The sequence below is a fragment of the Pseudoalteromonas sp. L23 genome (assembly GCF_021728455.1).
Taxonomy (GTDB): Bacteria; Pseudomonadota; Gammaproteobacteria; order Enterobacterales; family Alteromonadaceae; genus Pseudoalteromonas.
Map to the genome: position 1 here is coordinate 1 of NZ_JAKKCW010000029.1, position 19,307 is coordinate 19,307.

Annotated in this window: 14 protein-coding genes and 2 pseudogenes; 5 read left to right on the forward strand and 11 right to left on the reverse strand. The window is 41.3% G+C overall.

Translation table 11 applies throughout. The features are described 5' to 3' along the window. The first annotated feature begins 79 nt into the window (after positions 1-79). The 3 genes and pseudogenes from L3V43_RS23045 (at position 80) to L3V43_RS23055 (ending at position 3,441) form a co-directional block, all read left to right on the forward strand. Complete coding sequence (locus L3V43_RS23045) at positions 80-1,231, forward strand: glycosyltransferase (protein ID WP_237117469.1); 1,152 nt, start codon at positions 80-82, stop codon at positions 1,229-1,231. Positions 1,232-1,370: 139 nt separating this feature from the next. Further along, positions 1,371-1,688: pseudogene (locus tag L3V43_RS23050) on the forward strand (transposase); the annotation flags it as partial. A 502-nt stretch (positions 1,689-2,190) separates the two neighbouring features. Beyond that, positions 2,191-3,441: a hypothetical protein gene (locus tag L3V43_RS23055; RefSeq protein ID WP_102058314.1), complete on the forward strand. Its 1,251-nt coding sequence runs from the start codon at positions 2,191-2,193 to the stop codon at positions 3,439-3,441. A gap of 466 nt (positions 3,442-3,907) precedes the next feature. Here L3V43_RS23055 and L3V43_RS23060 read toward each other — a convergent pair whose 3' ends face one another. Together L3V43_RS23060 and L3V43_RS23065 are read right to left on the reverse strand one after the other, a co-directional pair. Then, the gene (locus tag L3V43_RS23060) at positions 3,908-6,049 is read right to left on the reverse strand and encodes a glutamate synthase-related protein (protein ID WP_237117470.1); all 2,142 of its coding nucleotides are present in this window, start codon (positions 6,047-6,049) and stop codon (positions 3,908-3,910) included. Positions 6,050-6,061: 12 nt separating this feature from the next. Continuing rightward, positions 6,062-7,801 (reverse strand): hypothetical protein, encoded by a 1,740-nt coding sequence (locus L3V43_RS23065; protein ID WP_237117471.1) that lies wholly within the window; start codon positions 7,799-7,801, stop codon positions 6,062-6,064. 484 nt (positions 7,802-8,285) lie between these two features. On the opposite strand from L3V43_RS23065, the gene L3V43_RS23070 reads away from it, so the two are divergent. Then, complete coding sequence (locus tag L3V43_RS23070; RefSeq protein WP_235368817.1) at positions 8,286-8,429, forward strand: hypothetical protein; 144 nt, start codon at positions 8,286-8,288, stop codon at positions 8,427-8,429. A 232-nt stretch (positions 8,430-8,661) separates the two neighbouring features. On the opposite strand, the gene L3V43_RS23075 is transcribed toward L3V43_RS23070, so the two are convergent. The 8 genes from L3V43_RS23075 to L3V43_RS23110 form a co-directional block, all read right to left on the reverse strand. Then, positions 8,662-8,865 carry a hypothetical protein gene (locus tag L3V43_RS23075; protein ID WP_102058312.1) on the reverse strand — a complete coding sequence of 68 codons (204 nt, stop codon included), beginning with the start codon at positions 8,863-8,865 and terminating at the stop codon, positions 8,662-8,664. Between the two features lie 340 nt (positions 8,866-9,205). Further along, positions 9,206-9,418 (reverse strand): cold-shock protein, encoded by a 213-nt coding sequence (locus tag L3V43_RS23080; RefSeq protein ID WP_102058311.1) that lies wholly within the window; start codon positions 9,416-9,418, stop codon positions 9,206-9,208. A 1,046-nt stretch (positions 9,419-10,464) separates the two neighbouring features. Then, positions 10,465-11,094 carry a hypothetical protein gene (locus tag L3V43_RS23085; protein ID WP_235368481.1) on the reverse strand — a complete coding sequence of 210 codons (630 nt, stop codon included), beginning with the start codon at positions 11,092-11,094 and terminating at the stop codon, positions 10,465-10,467. Beyond that, complete coding sequence (locus L3V43_RS23090; protein ID WP_235368480.1) at positions 11,087-12,706, reverse strand: ATP-binding cassette domain-containing protein; 1,620 nt, start codon at positions 12,704-12,706, stop codon at positions 11,087-11,089. The genes L3V43_RS23085 and L3V43_RS23090 overlap by 8 nt, the downstream gene beginning before the upstream one ends. Further along, positions 12,696-14,357 (reverse strand): ABC transporter transmembrane domain-containing protein, encoded by a 1,662-nt coding sequence (locus L3V43_RS23095; protein WP_237117472.1) that lies wholly within the window; start codon positions 14,355-14,357, stop codon positions 12,696-12,698. The genes L3V43_RS23090 and L3V43_RS23095 overlap by 11 nt, the downstream gene beginning before the upstream one ends. Next, positions 14,350-14,466: a cytochrome bd-I oxidase subunit CydX gene (cydX, locus tag L3V43_RS23100; protein ID WP_237117473.1), complete on the reverse strand. Its 117-nt coding sequence runs from the start codon at positions 14,464-14,466 to the stop codon at positions 14,350-14,352. Before cydX ends, L3V43_RS23095 begins: the two co-directional genes overlap by 8 nt. 10 nt (positions 14,467-14,476) lie before the next feature. Then, positions 14,477-15,610, reverse strand: coding sequence for a cytochrome d ubiquinol oxidase subunit II (cydB, locus tag L3V43_RS23105; protein ID WP_010603849.1), 1,134 nt, complete (start codon positions 15,608-15,610; stop codon positions 14,477-14,479). Next, complete coding sequence (locus L3V43_RS23110; RefSeq protein ID WP_237117474.1) at positions 15,607-17,181, reverse strand: cytochrome ubiquinol oxidase subunit I; 1,575 nt, start codon at positions 17,179-17,181, stop codon at positions 15,607-15,609. The genes cydB and L3V43_RS23110 overlap by 4 nt, the downstream gene beginning before the upstream one ends. 258 nt (positions 17,182-17,439) lie before the next feature. Here L3V43_RS23110 and L3V43_RS23115 point away from each other — a divergent pair, with 258 nt between their 5' ends. Continuing rightward, positions 17,440-18,783, forward strand: coding sequence for a sigma-54-dependent Fis family transcriptional regulator (locus L3V43_RS23115; protein WP_174169605.1), 1,344 nt, complete (start codon positions 17,440-17,442; stop codon positions 18,781-18,783). Positions 18,784-19,108: 325 nt separating this feature from the next. On the opposite strand, the pseudogene L3V43_RS23120 reads toward L3V43_RS23115, so the two are convergent. Next, positions 19,109-19,307, reverse strand: a pseudogene (locus tag L3V43_RS23120) (hypothetical protein); the annotation flags it as partial.

Consider the following 19,307-nt stretch of genomic DNA (forward strand, 5'->3'; position numbering starts at 1 on the left):
TCAGCTTCCTTGATCATGCTGACAATTTGAGTTTCGGTGAACTTGCTTTTTCTCATCTTAAATTTTCCTATTTTAGTTAATGGAAAATTCTACTTATAAACTGTTTCATTTTTTGGGGGAGTTACACTATCTGTTTTGCGCCTTCACGCAAAAAGTCGTCAAATTCTGCAAAATGATGAAACCTTTTTTTAAGATCATTCATTATGGTCATGAACGATCAGAGGTTGACTGCCATGAACATGTAACTGTGACGACCGACGACATTTTAACTAAAGCATACGGCGGTAAAAGTTGGCAAGATAGTTATTGCAATCACAGCACATTGGACATCGCTCATCATAAATTTAAACAAAATGTTCAACGAGAACTAGAAATTAGAGTTGAAGCTGGAGACGCTATTTTATGCTTTTGGGGTAATAGTATGGAAGAAGCGGTATCCATGTTCGAGGAAAAATGTTTCATCATAGAACCAGGCATCGGCTACGATGGCAAGGGATGTTTTGCTCCTTTCAAAATATTCGAGTCATATGCTCATATGAGCTATGTTTACGGTCAATTGGGGATAACACATCCCAAACGTTACGACGCAGTAATACCAAACTATTTTGATTGTGATGATTTCGAATACTGTGAAGCTAAAGATAACTATTTTTTATATCTTGGTAGGATGGATCCCAATAAAGGTTTAGTAATAGCTGTTGAAGCAACGAGAAAAGCCAACGCTAAGCTTATTGTCGCAGGTCCGGGAGATATCAATCACCTAAGTTATAAAACAATTCCAAGCCATGTTGAGTTTGTGGGTTATGCTGATTTAAATAAAAGAAAGCATTTACTTAAAAAGGCCAAAGCTCTCTTTCTGCCAACTATTGTTCTTGAAGTGTTTGGGGGCGTTATGATCGAAGCCATGTTGAGTGGTACACCTGTAATTTCTAGTGATTGGGGCGGCATTCCAGAAAATAATCTACATGGCCTCACAGGGTTTAGGTGTCGTAACGAAGAGCAGTTTTACTGGGCAACCAAAAATATAGATAAAATTTCTTCAAAACATTGTAGAGAATGGGCTGAAAACAACTACTCAATGGAACGCGTTGCAAAAATGTATTCAAGCTACTTAATAAGTCTAAAAAGAAACTTTAGACATCAAACTAGAGAGCAAACGTTGCAACAAGATTACTCAGAGTTAGCAGAATTAGACTGGCTTAATAAGTACTATCCAGCGATAGAGTCATAAGTTAAGCCTACCAATTTAACTTAATCTTGACTTCGGATAAGAATTTAAAAAATCAAAGGAACGAATAGCTCACTTCCTGACCAGTTCATTCGACCAAAAGAAACGAGCGTGAATAAGTTAGTTGAAACCTATTGCGAGGGTCTGTCACGTCATTCGCGCCAAGAGAAATAAGGTATTTGAAAGCATTGCTCAGGATAGCAAAGGCACCATGGTCTGATCGTTTAGATTTACACTGCATTTGATCGTCAATCACATAGGTGAAATTGTGGCGTTGAAGCTAACAAACGTAGATGATCGAAAGCTGGTGACAGAAATGGCCTACACGCTCTTTCGCAAACTCTACGGTTACAGAAGTTACATAAACACAGCACTGTCAGGAGAACTCATAGGGAAACAATGTGAGAAGTGCAGGTCAAACAAGCGCTTTGCGCTGAATGAAAATATAGAGGTTGGATAAATAATAAGTGAACTTTTATATTTACTTTGCACTAGATAACGATATATCGGTTAATACAATCATCAAATCCCATTAAAAAGCGCCTACTGGAGCGGAAGTTTTTAGATTTTGTTGGTATTAGTCCAAAGCATTTAAGTAAACTTGTACGCTTGCAAAGCACTTTAACACTAATCGTAAAGACAGCCTCACTAACATCGCGTACAAAAGTAATTGCTATAACAATTTCACTTTAATAAGGACTTTAAAGCATTCATAAGAGTTAAATTCTCGAAATTTTTTCGATAACGAAAGCATTTTCTTCGCGTTATTTTTAGATGCAGAAGGCAATCGCTGAGGTCTGCATTCGCCAATATAAATATGTTGCTATTTTCGCTTTGCACAACCAGATATTTACAGCCTGAAATCATGGCGAAATTTACTATACTGTAGCGAGCTCCATTTTGTCGGCCTTCATTTCGACACTTTAAGGATCATAAATTTGTTAATTTTTAGGGGACCAAATATGAAAGTCATCTGTTCATTGTTTTCAGCTGTTCTGTTTGCTATTACCACATCCGCACTTTCTTATGAAATAGGGAAAAAAGCAGTAAAGAACGAGTCCGCCCCCACCTTTGATACGGATAAATTAGGAATCGTCGGCATCGAATGGGAGCGGAACCACGAAAAAATGACTGTATTAGCTTTACAGTGTTTGGCCGAAGCAAATATCAATGAAACTGAAATCACCAATATGCCGAACGAATGCAATTCACAGATTTCAGAGAATAACAACATTGACATATATTCATCGCCCAATAAGTATCCGGAGGCGATTAGAGATTACTACCAACTGGTAAAGTCGATTAGATGGTCTGATGATCCGACACGGCAAGTGCAGAATAAGGATAGAACCGCAGCCAAATTTGCAGCTACCATAAAGCGTGTTTGTAACCGCAGACTGGATGATGACCCTGATAACAAGATTGATATTACAGATGACGGATTACTTTGTGCCAGTCATTTAGGGGAATTACAATTTTTACACTCCATGGCATCAGCTAACGGCATACCAAGCGAGAAGACTCTGAATAAGGTTATCGAATGGTCAAATTTTGCTTTCAATCTATCTCTTGGTTCAAGCGACCTTAGTCAACCGTATTGCGACCACTGGTCTAGTGGTGAATACCCAAATATTGAACCAGCGCTTGGGGTAGACAATGTAAGAGCAAAAGGCTGGTGTGAGGAAAGACCTATTAGTTTTTGGTCTCGTTTATTTAACACTGAGCTTTGGAATGGCAAACAAAAGACTTTCAAGGGATTCAGTGTTGCAACGACGTTCAACTTAGCGTGTGACGGAATGTTTATTTCCGCTAGCTGTACGGTTATTGAAAACGAAGATGAGGTTCGGATGGCTGCATTAGGGTCAGTCTTACATTTGATTCAAGATTCATATTCAAAAAGCCACACTGATAGAGGAGCCCCTGGAGTTTCACCTTCTGTTAAATGTGATCCAGTAAAGGCTTTTCGGAGTTACAAGGATCAGAACACACAAATTCATACGAAGTCGGACAAGTGGCCCAGTTTTGATTCAAACTGCCGCAATCGAGAAGAAGGAAACACAGTTGATCCAATTACGGCTTCTGCACAGATAATTTGGTTGCACGCGAACCCAAAGACGACAAATACAACTGTGACCACACTTATTAACTCTGTATATGGAGAAGTTCCAAAGGGCGTGTTGTCTACTGCTGGTGAAGGCTATTCAGCTGAATAATGGAAAGGAAAACGTTTACGCATTACTGACGCATTCAATTTATAACTATTGAAACTACAAACCAAATCATAGAACAACTAGAGGTATCGGAGGATGTCAGCTTAACACCTTCGATGCCCTAAAACCTAAAAAACTTTATAAATCTCGCCAGAATAACACTTAATCATTAGAATTCATTTTTTGATTTATAAAAGTAAAACAAAGATAAGATAACCAACAAAATAGCAATACTAAAAAAGAGTTCATTAAACTCTCCGTCAATAAAACTAGCAATAAAAAACAATAAAGTAGCTAAAACAAACCCGATAACATTTGAACTTTTCATAAGCTAACCCCCATATTGCAAAAAATCCCACAGTTTGGGGTTCTAGGGATTTTCCCCTCGAAAGTAACATAGAACCCCTCTAATACTAATTAGCTGGTGGCATTACCTGTTAAAACATATACATATGCCAACAAAAAGTTATTACTTTCCAACATATCTTAGGGCCAATCTAAAGCTTTTAAAGTTGGCTGCGGGTCCATTCGGATCTGAACCACTGTGTTGTTCGCTTCCAAAGAAACCGCCATAGTATCCACCCCGCAAATAGATATCTTGACCAGAAAAGTCGTTGGTCATGGTAAAGTCGTAAATATAGCTATAAAGATCGTACAAACCATAAGCATTAGGTGGCGCTATTGTGCCAACTCTAAGCATATCATTGCTATGGGCTTGTGCTGGGGACATACCAGATAACTCCTTGCCTTGTTTGTTCAATGGCAGAGAGCCGGAATAATATTGTGTTGTAGTACCTGCACGGCAAGCATGGATCCATTCTTCTACACTTGGCAAAGAAACTTCCCAACCAGTGCCCACCAGATCACTATTCAATTTTGCAGCGAAGTCAACACACTCTTGACGAGTTACTTTATTCACTGGGTTATCATCAAGTTTAAACTCACTTGGTGTCGAACCTGTCACTCGCTGCCATTCTATTTGACTAATCTGAAATTTCCCTACGTAATAAGGTTCCAAGTGAGGACGGTGCTCACTTCCACTCATTAAAGGTGGCACCAACCGCATCAATGCTCTAACACCTAAGGTATTCAGGACTATTTCTAATGGGTAACCTGCATCAACATACTGTTTTTGTGTTAAATAGGCCTGTGCACTGCCGCTCGCTAATGTCACACCTTTACACAGTTGCTCAAAGCTTTCCAACTGTTTGACAGCAGATATTTTTATTTTGCTCTGACTGATTAGGTTATGTAAAGCCAGCTTACCCGCACTATCGGGTAATTCAACCGGAGTAAAATCGTTTGTAACTCCGGCATAAGCGATACCGGTTAATTCCGATATTTGTTTATGCCAAGTAGTTAAGTCGTCCATGGAAAATTTACTTAATGAATCGTGGCCACAGGCTCTTGCCATAATTTGCATAAGGTGTGTACTGGCATAAAAGAAACTATCCAGATCATCCGCTCTATCAGCTATGTTCAGTTTATTAACCAGGTTTTGATCCTGAGTAGCAATTCCTGCCGGGCAGTTACCTGAATTACAAATTCTTGCGCCAACACAACCGATTGCCTGCAGCACACTGTTTGATAAAGCAATACCATCCGCTCCTAGCGCCATAGCTTTGATAAAATCAGCCGGAACCCTTAGCCCACCTGTAATGATTAGGGTTACTGAATCTGAGGCTCCCTTTTTTATTCCCTGAGCATCAAGATAATTTCTTGCTCGGGCTAGCGCAGGAATAGTTGGAACAGAAATATGATCTCTAAATATATTGGGTGCAGAACCTGTACTGCCGCCTCGACCATCAAGGATGATGTAATCAGCAGTGGCATCCAAAGCAAACTGAATATCACGTTCAATATGGTTTGCGCTGATTTTAAAACCAATGGGTACGCCGCCCAGCCCTTCCCTTATCAGGTCAGCAAAGTCTTTGAATTCACCCGGACTTGTAAAGTCCTCGTAGGTAGGAGGAGAGATTGCTGTTTGGCCTTCTGTAATATGACGCACCTCAGCAATCTCTTTGGTAACTTTAGCGCCTGGTAAATGACCGCCGGTACCCGTTTTCGCGGCTTGCCCGCCTTTAAAGTGGAAGGCTTCAACTTTGCCGTTATATTTTTCAAAAAAATCTGCTTCTTTACCTGGTTTAATACCGTTTCGAGCAGTCCCCATTTCAAACAGGTAACGATTATTGGCGGCCAGTTCCTCTGGCAGTATTCCTCCTTCGCCAGAGCAAATGCCAGTTCCTGCGTAGTTTGCTCCTTTAGCTAACGCTATTTTAGCGTTTTTTGATAAGGCACCATAACTCATGTCTGAAACAAACATGGGTATATCCAACACTAAAGGGCTTTTAGCTCTGGGACCAATAACCAGCTGAGTATCGACGGTTTCTCCGTCAAATAGCGGTTTTTTTGCGAGTTGGGCAGTTAACAACTGAATATCGTCCCACTTAGGTAAGGTATTTTTGGGCACTCCCATTGAAGTATTGGGGCCGTGATTGATATGGCCTGACTCATCTGACGCAAGATCTCGACCGAGTTCAATCAGTTCTATTATGTCAGCTCGTTTATCTTCAATACTGTTTTTGATCTGTCTTTTTAATTCGGTATCCATATCTTTACCCCTTTATTTTGCACGCAAGTATTCTGTTAGAACAGCTTTTACATCATCGGGAAACTGCCCACTTGGCGGCATAGGGTTGACGGTTTCATATAAACGGTTAATGATCCGCTCGCGTATTTCAAGCCGCTTAAAGTCGGTTTCCGTGACCAATCTAGGTGAAGCCATATCGCTGGTATGGCAGAAGCTACAATGGTCCTGGAGATATTTAAGCGGTTGTTCTTTTACCCTGGTCATAGTCCAGTGTTCGTCCCATGAACAGTTATTGTCTTTCGCAGAACAACCTTTGATGTGTTTTATAGCCTTGATATAACGAGCGATGCTTTGTTTCTCGCGCTCGGCGTTTCGTTCAGCCACTGAATCGTACCCAAGCCTAAGCGGCAGTAACCCATCGATTAGTACTTTCTTGTCGTGAAAGCCTTCGTTTCTCAATGACTTGGAAACATTACTTAAGTAAAGTTTTGAGCGAATGTGATACTTTTTAACATCATCAGGGTTTAGCTGCCCAAGTACAAAGCCTGCGTGCACAAATCGATCACCGTAGTCAGCGTTACCGATGGCATGACAAACGGTACAAGGCTTGGCTTCCTCGTCCATTAATCGCATCGGGTGATTCCATTTAGCCGCCATCAAGTTGTTATAATACTTATCTCCGATGTCAAAACCTTCAGATTGAGCTAACTCATTTATATAAGCTGCAAGCTCTCCTTTCTGATCAAACGGTGATATAGGATCGTACAACATACCGGGTCGACGCTTTGGGATAACACTTTCACACTTGGTATTTAGGCGCTCGCGACGAGGCATATTTTCCCTAGCCACTTCACATTCCTTTATGCTGTTGTAATGCTGAGAGCAGGATTGAGTTTTAGGATCGACAGCACAAGCAACGGGCTCTGTAAAAGGAAAACGTACAAATGGTCCCTGAGAATGACAGCCGACACAACCACCAACAGGTAATGACCAATGTTTGACCGACTCGGGATCAAAGTCGGTAAAGTTTGGCGGTGGAATTTCCTTACCAGTAACCAGAGGAATAGCCGCTATATTTTCAATTTTTGTACTGCTTTCCTCCGTTTGTTCATTCACAGAAGTTAAGATCCATTTCCCCTTAACTTCCGCTTCTAATGTTGGCTGACCAGCAAAAAAACAGGTTTTCCCAGTATCTCTGTTGTAACCTATCATGCCAAGCTCATTATAAAGATGTGGGTCATCCATTATTTTGTTGTTTTTTCTACATATATAAACCCAATCAACTTTATTACCATTAGCCAATACATTATTAATGTATTTAATTCTGTCACCAGGAACACAGCCAACATTTTTCATATCGCGAAATATAGCACTGGGCTTATCACAAGTTGTAACATCAGCAAAACCACTACTATTAAAACTGACTTGCTCACTTCCACTACCAAACCTTGGAATACTTGCTGGTATGTTGTGGCGGTTCAGAGAAACAACTGAACCGTCTGCCATAGTCCTGGTCATAGGGATCGGCTGAGCCAACGTGCAGTCAACCTGTTCAACAGGGATTTGACCAAGCTCTTCTTCACAAATTTCAAAGTATTTTTTATTAATCAAAACTTCGATAGTGGTTGGTTCTGGTCGCCTTTTGGTTATAGGGTCACCCTGCCCTGAATATATATACCCATCAGGTAATTGTTGAGTACTGTTAGCCTCTTTTGCAACGACGAAAGAGCTAAGACATGAGAGAAATAAAATAACTTGGACTACATTTACCATAACAAACCGCCCCTGATTAACTGCCAACGTACTGTTGACCGCAATGACTAACAAATATATAAAAAAATTAACACAAGGCCGTTCATGATGATATTACATAGTATTACATTCAAGCTGACTTGAAATTCGTTGGGAGAGCCGCAATTATCTTGTTTTGCTTGATTGACTTTGCAGAAGATAACCCCCCATTTTAGTTATATCAGGACTTCCAAACTTGAATATCGATATATAGCTAGATGGGGTTCGATGTTACTTTAGAAGGGAAAATCCCTAGACTTCCATTTTGATGCGATAAAAGGCACCTTTTTCGACGTGTATCAAAGGTAAACGCCTCCGAATTACCCCGCTCCAAGATAAGCTTCGCCAAAACCCAACCTAGTTTGTGAGTACACTCGACTTATAAACTAACGTTCTGATCAGCCTTATAAGGTGGCATGTTAATGACGGTGAAGAAGTCTTTGTCGTGTTAGATGGTGTTGTTGACATGTTTTATAAAGAGAATGGTATTGAGCAATCAGCCCTGTTGCAAATTGGTGATATTTTTTATGCATCAATTGGCACTGAGCATGTTGCTCATCCTCGTGGAGCGCCGAGAATTTTGGTCATAGAATCAGAGGGAAGTGTATAAAAACTAGTGTAAGCATGATCCACTACCCTTATTTATACAAACAAAGAAGTGGTTTAGATGAACGAACTAATGTAGGGTTTGTTCAGATGAGTTGGTTAAGATAAACGCTAACTTTTCTATATTAGCTTTTGGTTCATTCCTTGAACTTTGCAACTAAGGTAAGCAAATTTAAAGCGGGATTAAAGGCAGATACATGCCTTGTCATTTTCTTTAATGTTGAAGTTTATGAGTCTTAAGACTGCCTATTGATGAAACGTTCAGCACGCGCAAAGAGCTTGTCACACTTATCTTTCTGCTCGCTATACTCAACCGTATCTTCCGCAAGAGCATCAAGCACTTCTTTTGCTTGACGATATTCACCTACCACTTGTTCAAGTTTACCTTCAAAATCCTCTTTCCGTGTTTTTTTACTACTTTGTCTTCTTGGTCTAGCCATAACTCACTTCTCTTTAAATCAAAGCCCCAATAATTTCTTTCGCTCTCGTTCAGACAGAATATCTTCGATTTTTCTTCTTACAACGTGAATATTATTTGACTTACTTTTATCAAGAGCCGCGTCTTCGCCACTCTTTTTTTCGACTGCTTTTTCAATTTAAAATCCTACCTCTCAAAACAAAATAATATGAACGAAAACGCATAAAACTCCCTTTCTATGTGAGTTAAAAAACGCACATCGATTAAATGGAGTTTTATGAAATTATGGTATTAATATTGAAATGGACTTTTACTTTGAGAGGTGGATATTGACTGGAAGTCCTCTCCAGTCTATTCGCCACTTATACTAAAGTAACGTTAGCAGCATTTGGACCTTTAGCCCCCTGCTCAACATCAAAGGCCACTTTTTGACCTTCATTCAGTGTTTTAAAGCCTTCGCTTACAATTGATTTAAAGTGAACAAAAACATCTGGACTACCATTTTCAGGTGTAATAAAACCAAAACCCTTTAGCTCATTAAACCATTTTACTGAACCTAAAATCTTGCTAGACATATATACCTCGATATATTAAAAAATATTAGTTACTAAGTATGTAATAAAGGAAAAGATATCGCAGAGCATATATGACGAACTGGTTCGAAAGGAAACTGAGAAGAACTTGAACTAAATGTTACATTAATAGGTAACTTATTGAGTCACCCACTATACACGAAATATGACTAATAGATATAAGTTTCTTTTTTATTTTATTTATTCAACAAAATCAACAGCAAAACCTTTAGCATTACACCCTCGACTATAGATGCTTACTACACCTCACCCAAATATTGGATCATCCGTCCTGAGTGTTTCTCTTCTTTAAAGTCACAACTGATTAAACGATTCTGAAAAAAATTATCTGTTAAGCAGCGGGTGTCGTGGATATCGCCGCTTGCTAATCGTGATGGGTGTCACTTATTTTGCCTCCCACAAAGCTATCTGCACTGCGAATTAGGAAGCTATGCTGGTAGTTTTTGCAACCCTTGCAAACAGCTTCATCGTAAAAATCGTAGAAGATCTTACAAGCAACTTATTCCCCCTCCATCACACCCGAAAAGCGTAAGTCGATATGCAATGTGCCGACAGGATGTCGGCCAAGTCTTGTCTGGTACAAGGACGTGCCTTACAAGACGATTGCGATACCAATTGTATTAGGTAAATGAGCTATTTGAAGCGGAGAAATAGCTTTAGTAGCTCCGCTCTCGCGTCCTGCTACCGCCAAGGTACCTATATCCATATAGGCAAGGCAAAAATTTTGCTATTTAGTTTTTCTAAATAAGAAATTTTTAACGACGCTAATATGGTATTTCACCCTTCAAATTGATTGGAGACTTAGTGCAATTGGTATTATATATCGGCTTAGGATTTGAAGATTAAGTGTGATGTTGGGGCGACGTTTTCTTGGTTTGCTCGATCGCGTTGTTTAAAAAGAATGAACGAGAAGCGCATGGATGCGCTTTGATATTAGCCAAGGAGGGTATGCTTGATTAGGGATGTAAATCACTGACACCCACCACTAATTATTATAGTGATAGGTGTCACTTATTTTCTTTACCTAGCTAGTTTTTTAAAGTGTCGGTTAAGTTATTACGGCTTAGCCGTGCTTCGAGTTGCCAAAAAGTAAGTTTTGAAGTCGATAAAGGCCGACTTACTGTGAAGGAAGGGCTGTAAATTTCACTAAATTTATCCCACTTGATGTTGCTTTGTTTAAGCACATTGCCCATGCAAGTGGATGAAAGCTGTAGTGCATTTGATGGCAGACAAAACACCATGTTGTCACAAACAAGTAGCGATACTTTCAGGCTATTTGCTTTGATATATTGAATCGTGAGCATCAAATGGCCTAAGTGCAGTATTTCATTATGCTCAAGCGTGTCACTATTACTTAAATCTAACGCGGCATTGTTTGGTGTATTTATTAAACACGCTTTTGCTAGCATCAATTGCCCTGTAAATCGCAGCACTAACTTGTTAACCCAACTTAGTTGTAAACTTACATCACGGGCGATTAGCCACCACTGTATTTCGCACGGGCAGTTTTCAAGTCGCTCAACCATATAGTCGTGTTTTTTCTGATCAGAAATACCCAATGCAATCACCGCACAATAAGGCGTTAACGTATCTCTAATCAGATAAGCAATTAGCTGGTTATCATAAACTATCTCAATTACACCTAATGACTCAGCCATAGCACTTTTCCTCCGAGCCATTTTCCTTCGAAAGCAAGGGGATATTCTCAATATCAATACGCTGATTAAGCGTTAGTGTATCCGGCACAATATGGCTAGCAATCACCACGATACCGGTTTTGCTCAACTGATTGATAAGCTTAACCATAAGTGAAATATTGTAATTATCGAGCGCTTCAAACGGTTCATCTAGTAGCACCACATCGGGCTTAAATAATAACGCTCGTGCGAGGTTAAGCCGCTGTCTTTCGCCACCAGAGAGCTGTCTGCCACCCGAGCCTAGCCATTGCGTTAATACGCCTAGGTAAGACAGATTAACGTCATTGAGTACCTGCTTTTGTATGTCTTGCTCTATTTCATGACCTAAAGAAAGGTTTTCAGCTAAGGTGCCATCTAATACGGGTGATGATTGCCCGCAGTACACAATGCGCTCGTGTAGTTTGCCTAATTGTTGGACGATGTTGCCTTGGTTAAACGAGATGCTGCCTTGAAATGGCTGTAGTCCCGCAATTGCTTTTAATAGGGAAGACTTACCAGTCCCAGAGCTGCCCTCAAATAAATAGCAACCGGCATTATTTATTTCGATTGAAATGGGAAATCGTTGCACGCTGCAAGCGGTTACATTATCGAGGCTCAGCGTATGAATTGCTTGGCTATGTCGGGTAATTTTTGGTGACGATGATTGTGCTTGCTTCTGTGCCTGTTTATCGACAGTCTTTGCGACAGCTTTTTTAGCATTATCTTGCTTGGCTTGAATAAAATCTACCAGCCCTGTTTGCGATTGCAGTAGCTTGCCCAGCCAATCGTTAATGCTTAGCAATAACATGGGCACTAAAATAAACAATGCATTTTGCGATGCCGCGCCAGCATACTGCTTAAAAAGCAGATATAAAGCTAAAATGGCGAAAAGCTGTAAACAGAGTTGGCCGTAAAACATCGCCTTTTGCTGTGTTTGTTGCGCTTTTAACAGCTTAGAGGTTGATGCAAATTGGTTGTCTAACAGCTCAGTTTGAAGATGCCAAAGCGGTGAGCTGTGTAACTTATCGTCAAATACAGTGACAAAGCTCTCTTTTTGTTTGGCAATTTTGACCGCTTGTTTTAAGCCAAACACAATGAGCAGCGCATAAACTATAATAAAAGCAATCGTTACACACAGCACATAAATAAGATGACTTGGAATAAGCAAGTAAACACTGACATTTAACAACAGTAAGGTAATAAACATCGCAGCATTTTGGTTTACCCAAGCAATCCAAAGCGCAGCTTGTTGCTCTGTGGTGGTGCTCATTGCCTCAACCTGCGCGCTGTTTTTAACCTGTTCAAGCAAGCTTAAGTTATTCAAACTTGTTGCAAATAGCGTCATTCGTTTGGCTTGTAACGATTTAAAAAAGCCACTGTGACCAACTAATAGTGCCGCATAGCCAGATGCAATTCGAATAAGCGCTAAGGCCCGAATAATAACGGCGGGTAACATGTAATTTAAGCTACTGCCCATCACACTTGCCGCGGCAATAAACCAACTTGAAACCAGCAATAACCCCATTGCCGCTAGGCTATAAGCCACACTCAGTAGCAGCGCCAAGAAGTTGGTTTTTAATGTATTAGTTTGCATGACAAAGCACCTCGCCAAACTCGTTGATGTGCCAAATATGACTAAACCAGCGCTGTGACTGCGGCTTATGACATGCCCAAATAACGGTTTTATCTTTTAGAACCGTTTCAATTAAACGACAGAGTCGCAAATGTTGCGCGTCACTTAAAAACGCAGTGGGTTCGTCGAGTAAATAAAGGTCGGCATCGCACGATAATAGCCTTGCTAAACTCAAGCGCTGTTTTTCACCGCCAGAAAGTGGCGGACACTCGTCCATAGGCGTATTAAGTCCCTGTTTTAAATTTTTATACCAAGCCATTAGCTCAACTTTTTCTAACATTGTAAAAAGCGCTTTATCAGAGATTGGTCTGTTGAGCATTAAGTTGTCGCGCACAGTGCCGCGTAAAATACAGGGAGATTGTGTCAGCAGCGCCACTTTTTGTGTGGTTTGGTGGCTTGCTTGGCGCTGTTTGCTAAGCGCTTCAAATAACAGTGTTTTCCCAGCACCTGAGGGAGCACTTAACCAAATATGCTGGCCACGTTCAACAAATAAATGCTTTGCAAAAACCGCCGTATTAACGACCTGAAAGTCATGCCAATCAATGCTAGGAGAAAGTGATATATCAGAACTTTTTTGACTGTTACAAAGCACACTAGCCAGCTCTGATGCCGCAACTTGGGCTGCGGCTTTTTGATGGTATAAATTGCCTAACTGTTTAAGTTCGCTAAACACCATAGGCACAGCAATGAGTAAAAATAACCCATCTGCAAACACCAGTTTGGGCCCTAAGTTTATCTCTTCTAATAGGTTAAACCCGACATAAACGGCAATTAGCGCCATCGACAGCGTCGAAAAAAAATCTAAAACAGTTTGGTTTAAAAAAGCCACTTGAAGCACTTTCAAAGTACTGGAATTAAGCGTGTTTGAGCTTTGCTCAAGGCGCTGTGTTTGAGAGCCTCTGGCAGAAAATACATTGATCAATTCAATATTGCTCAAGCGATTGGCAAACATACTGCCTAAACGCTCAAATGCCACAAAATAGGTGTTATGTAAGTGCTTTGTCCCTTTGCCTATGATGATCATAAACAGCGGCACCACAGGCAAACAGACTAATAAAATAATAAATACAAACCAGTTCACATAAGCAATCACGCCAAGCAATAACAAAGGCGTAACCACCGCAAGCCATTTTTGCAATTGAAATTCACTGATAAATTTCAACATCGCATGAAGGTGCTCGGTGCTTAGTTGCTGCCAGTAAAAATGACTATGTTGACGAACTAACGCGTGCTGCCCTTGCTTAAAAGCGCCATGTAATTGCGCTTCTAAATCGGCTAAGCTGGTTGCTTGTAATGCCATTAGGCGGTTATGAGCAAAAAGGTTCAGCACTAAACTTGAAACTAACGCCCCAGCTAATAGATTAAGCGCCCACTCATAGCCTGTTTTGGCGCTAAAGAAATGACTCATTACCAGAGTATTTGCATCACTTGCGAGCAATCTGGCCACTAAAAAGCTAAATGCTGCGAAAGCCGCCAGCTGGCATACAAAGGCACTGCTTTTGAGTACTAAAACACCCATCAGCGCATTTTTTACCTTTTGCTGCTGGCTATGTAACAACTCGGTAGCGGCGACCTCCATGTCGCCAGTTGCTGCGTGATTGTGTTTAACCATCGCTTGTGTCGTCTCTGTCCATGTCTTCGGTGGCTTCTAGCCACATCGCATTAATAATGCCGAAAGAACATGCTAATAAAACACCTAGAATCCAAGTGAAATACCACATAAGCCACTCCTTAATAAATTGTGTGTGGTTTATCTAAATCTTGCGCTTTAATGCGTCCACGCATCACATAAAAACTGTATGCGGTGTAACTCAATACAATTGGCACAAAAATACAGGCAACGATAAACATGGTTTTGAGCGTTAAATAACTCGATGTGGCATCCCACACTGTCAAACTCGCGTTTGGCATGCTGCTACTTGGCATAAGGAACGGGAACATGGCAGCGCCTGCTGTTAAAATAATGCCCGCCATCATCAATGACGACATTAAAAACGCCCAGCCACCGCGTTGTTGCTTGCTAAACCACGCTGAGCCAAGCCCCGCAAAAATGCCAAGTACAGGGGCAATTAGCATCCACGAGTAGGTGCTGTAATTGTTTAGCCACGCACCCGATACCGCTTCAACCGTTTTGGTCAGTGGGTTTGATGTTGCTAAAGGGTCAACGCTTGAGGTGATCACATAACCGTCAATATTGGCAACGACCACACCCGCTAACATAAAGAGCAACACAGTCACTAATGACAAATAGAACGACACAATTCGCGCGCGCGCGAGTAAATTCCCCTCGGTTTTAAGTTGCAACCAGTTAGCGCCATGAGTCAACAACATAGCGACCGATACCACTCCTGCTAAAATGGCAAACGGATTAAGCAAGCCAAAGAAGCTGCCGGTATAAGTCGGACGCAAGGTGTTATCAAACTCAAATGGTACGCCTAGTAGTAAATTACCGAACGCCACACCAAAGATAAGCGCAGGTACTAAACCGCCACAAAATAGCGCCCAGTCCCATGCTGTGCGCCAGGTTTTATTCGGCAATTTACTGCGATAGTCAAAGCCTATTGGGCGCATCCATAAGGCAATGAGTGTCAGCGCTAAAGCGATATAAAACCCCGAAAATGCCGCTGCATAAATAAGTGGCCACGCCGCAAAAATTGCGCCGCCAGCAGTAATAAACCACACTTGGTTACCATCCCAATGAGGGCCGATTGTATTGATCATCACGCGACGGTCTTCATCGCTTTTTCCAACTAACGTAAGCAGTGCACCCACGCCTAAATCAAACCCGTCGGTAATGGCAAAGCCAATCAGCAATACACCTACTAAACCCCACCACACTAAGCGTAAAAATTCATAATCAATCATGATTGTGCTCCTTCAGCCGATAGTTGCGCATTGCCATCGAAAGGCGTGCTTTGTTGCTCTGGTACAGGCCCTTTTTTGGCGTATTTCTTCATCAAGTAGAAGCCAATAACAAACATCACCGCATAAAAACTGGTGTAAGCAATTAAGGTAAACCACACTTCACCCACGCTTAAGTTTGATACCGAAGCATGCACAGGCAGCACTTCGGCAATTGACCACGGCTGGCGACCAAACTCTGCGACAAACCAACCCGCTTCAGAGGCAATCCAAGGCAGAGGTAAAGAGAACAGCGCCAGTTTTAACAACCATTTAGGTTTGGTGATTTGATGTTTAGTGCTGTAGTAAAATGCAGCGGCAAAAACGAATAGCATAATAAAGCCCGAGAACACCATTATTCTAAAACTCCAGAAAAGTGGTGCAACAGGTGGAATGCTGTAATTTACCGCTTTTTCGATGACTTCTTCACTTGGGCTGACAAAGTCATTGGTAAATGGCTCTAATAACATGGCATAGCCCAAGTCTTTTTTATGTGCTTCAAACAGCGCCATTTGCGCTTCAGTTGCGTTACCACTGCGCACGGTATCGAGTAAATTTTTAGCAACCAATCCAGATAAAATACGCTCACGATGCAGCACTTTGTGCTCTTTAATGCCCATCACCTCTTCATCAAGCGAGCGCGTCGCGATAATGCCCATCAGCCAAGGGATGCGCACCGCATATTCGGCTTTTTCTTTTTCATCGTTGGGGATAGCAAAAAGCGTAAATGGTGCAGGCGCTGGGTGGGTATCGTATTCGGCTTCAACTGCCGCGAGTTTTACTTTTTGTACATCGCCAAGCTCATAGCCACTTTCATCACCGAGCACGATCACCGATAAAATTGACGCTAAACCAAAACTTGCAGCAATCGCAAATGAGCGACGCGCAAAGGCAATATGCTTATGTTTTAAAAGGTAATAGCTTGAAATAGCTAACACAAACATTGCGCCTGTTACATAACCTGCTGATACGGTATGTACAAATTTAACTTGCGCAACGGGGTTAAACATCACCTCAGCAAAACTGGTCATTTCCATACGCATCGACTCGAAGTTGAACTCTGCACCTACTGGGTGCTGCATCCAGCCATTGGCAATTAAGATCCAAAGCGCCGAAAAATTAGAGCCTAACGCCACAAGCCAGGTTGCCATAAGGTGCCTGACCTTTGACATTTTATCCCAGCCAAAAAAGAACAAGCCAACGAACGTGGATTCTAAGAAAAACGCCATTAACCCTTCAATTGCCAATGGCGCACCAAAAATATCACCCACATAATGCGAGTAATATGCCCAGTTCATACCAAACTGGAACTCCATCGTTAAACCCGTTGCCACACCTAGGGCGAAGTTAATACCAAATAACTTTCCCCAAAACTTAGTCATGGTCTTATAGATTTCTTTGCCCGTCATCACATAAACCGATTCCATAATGGCCAGCATAAAACTCAGGCCCAAGGTCAGCGGTACAAATATGAAGTGGAACATGGCGGTGAGTGCAAATTGCCAACGAGACAATTCGACCAATGCTTCATTCATTTCGAACTCCTTTAGATTAGGTCTCTTCCTGATATGGCAGAAAACATACCAATCTTGGGTATAGTCAAAAAATAAATAATGCATTGTTTTTAATAGTTAATTTTACATTTCAAAAATTCATTCGATAAATGATAAACTTACCAATCGACATTTTTGTCAGACAAATTGAATGTGAAGACATTTTTGTCACGGTTATTTTTTTACAGTACACTCATTTTTAGTAAAACGGTAACGAACTAACTTGGGCAAGTGTGCGATATGGCAAATTCGGTGATCCAAGGTTTAATCAATATTATTGATAAACCAGCAATTTTTATTGACCTAAACTATGTCATTGTGGCAGTGAATAACGCCTATCGTGATACCTATCAAACACCGATTGAGCTGGGTAAAAGTACCTGCTTTGCCATATCGCATAAGGCCAGTAAACCCTGCGATCAGATGGGTGAAGCTTGCCCCATGCTAGAGTGCAAAAAAACCAATAAGCCAACCAGTGTCGTGCATATTCACGATACCCATTTAGGTAAGCAATATTGCGATATTGTGATGAAGCCTATTTTTGACGAAAACGATATATTAATGGGCTTTGTTGAGATCCTCGATAAAATCGACTTTGCCTCAGTAAAAGCGCAAAAGAATAAAATGCTTGGTCAGTCTGACGCCTTTAAAGCACTGATCAATAAAGTAAACCGCGCTGCCAAAACCGAAATTTCGGTATTATTACAAGGCGAAACCGGCACAGGTAAAGAGTTAGTTGCTCGCGCGTTGCACGATGCAAGTAGGCGTAAAGATAAACCGTTTATTGTAATTGAATGCTCCGGCTTACCCGAACAGTTATTTGAGTCTGAGTTATTTGGTCACGAAAAAGGCGCGTTTACTGGCGCCACAAGCCAAAAGAAAGGCTTGGTCGAAATTGTTGAAGGTGGCACTTTGTTTTTTGATGAAATTGGTGATGTACCACTCAATATGCAAGTAAAACTGCTGCGATTAATTGAAACACAAAGCTTTCGTGCGGTTGGCAGCCTAAGACAAAAACGCACAGACTTTCGATTAGTCTGTGCAAGCCATAAAAACCTGTTAGAAATGGTTGAAAAAGGCGAGTTTAGAAAAGATTTATACTATCGGATCGCCACTTTCCCGATAAATTTACCGTCCCTGAAAGCCCGTCAAGCTGACATCGCGTTATTAGCTAAGTTCTTTTTAAAACACTCTGAATTTAAAGACAAACAATTCAGTGAAGCGGCACTTAAAAAGCTCGCGCAATATGCCTACCCCGGTAATATTCGAGAGCTAAAAAGTATTGTATTACAAGCAGCTATTTTGGCCGATGACGATGTCATTTACGACACCGACATCCCTTTCGAAAATACAGCTAATTTGCAGCATACAGCAAAGCCTAACGCAGATTTAGCACAACTGAATTATGACAAGGTATTTGATGTAATATCGTTAGAGCAGGCCGAGCAAAGCTACTTAAAAAAAGCGATCGAACATTTCCAAGGTAGCACCGAAGAGCTGGCCCTTAAATTTGGTGTCAGTAGCCGCACCTTGTATCGCAAACTCACTAAATATGGTTTGTCGCTTACTAGCAAAAACAGTTAATACATTCTCAGTGATAGCTAAAAATCTACAGAGCTTTGAGACCTGGGGTCAAGTTTTGCACCGTGCATGATATAGATGCCCGCCGTCAGCTTTTGGCACAGAGCCATCCTTCGGCTCTAAAACGAGCTGTTGAACAACCGAGATTTGAGCGACGACACTTAAACCAACGATCGCCTTGCGTTTATGCGAACCACTACACCTCACTCAAATACTGGATCATCCGTCCTGAGTGTTTCTCTTCTTTAAAGTCACAACTGGTTAGACGATATTGAACTAAGTTATCTGTTAAGCAGCGGGTGCCGTGGATATCGCCGGGTAGAAACTCTCAACAACCGCCGGCTTTGAACGTGTTTGTTCCTCGGGATACGAAGTGGGTTTCGCCGCTTGCTAATTGTGATGGGTGATGAGATGGACGCTCCCAAATCGGCGTCAATGCGCCAAACTGATAGTTGCAAACACAGTTATTAGGAGAGTCCATCATGAATAACGTTAGCACGCTTTCAATTGATCTAGCAAAAAATGTA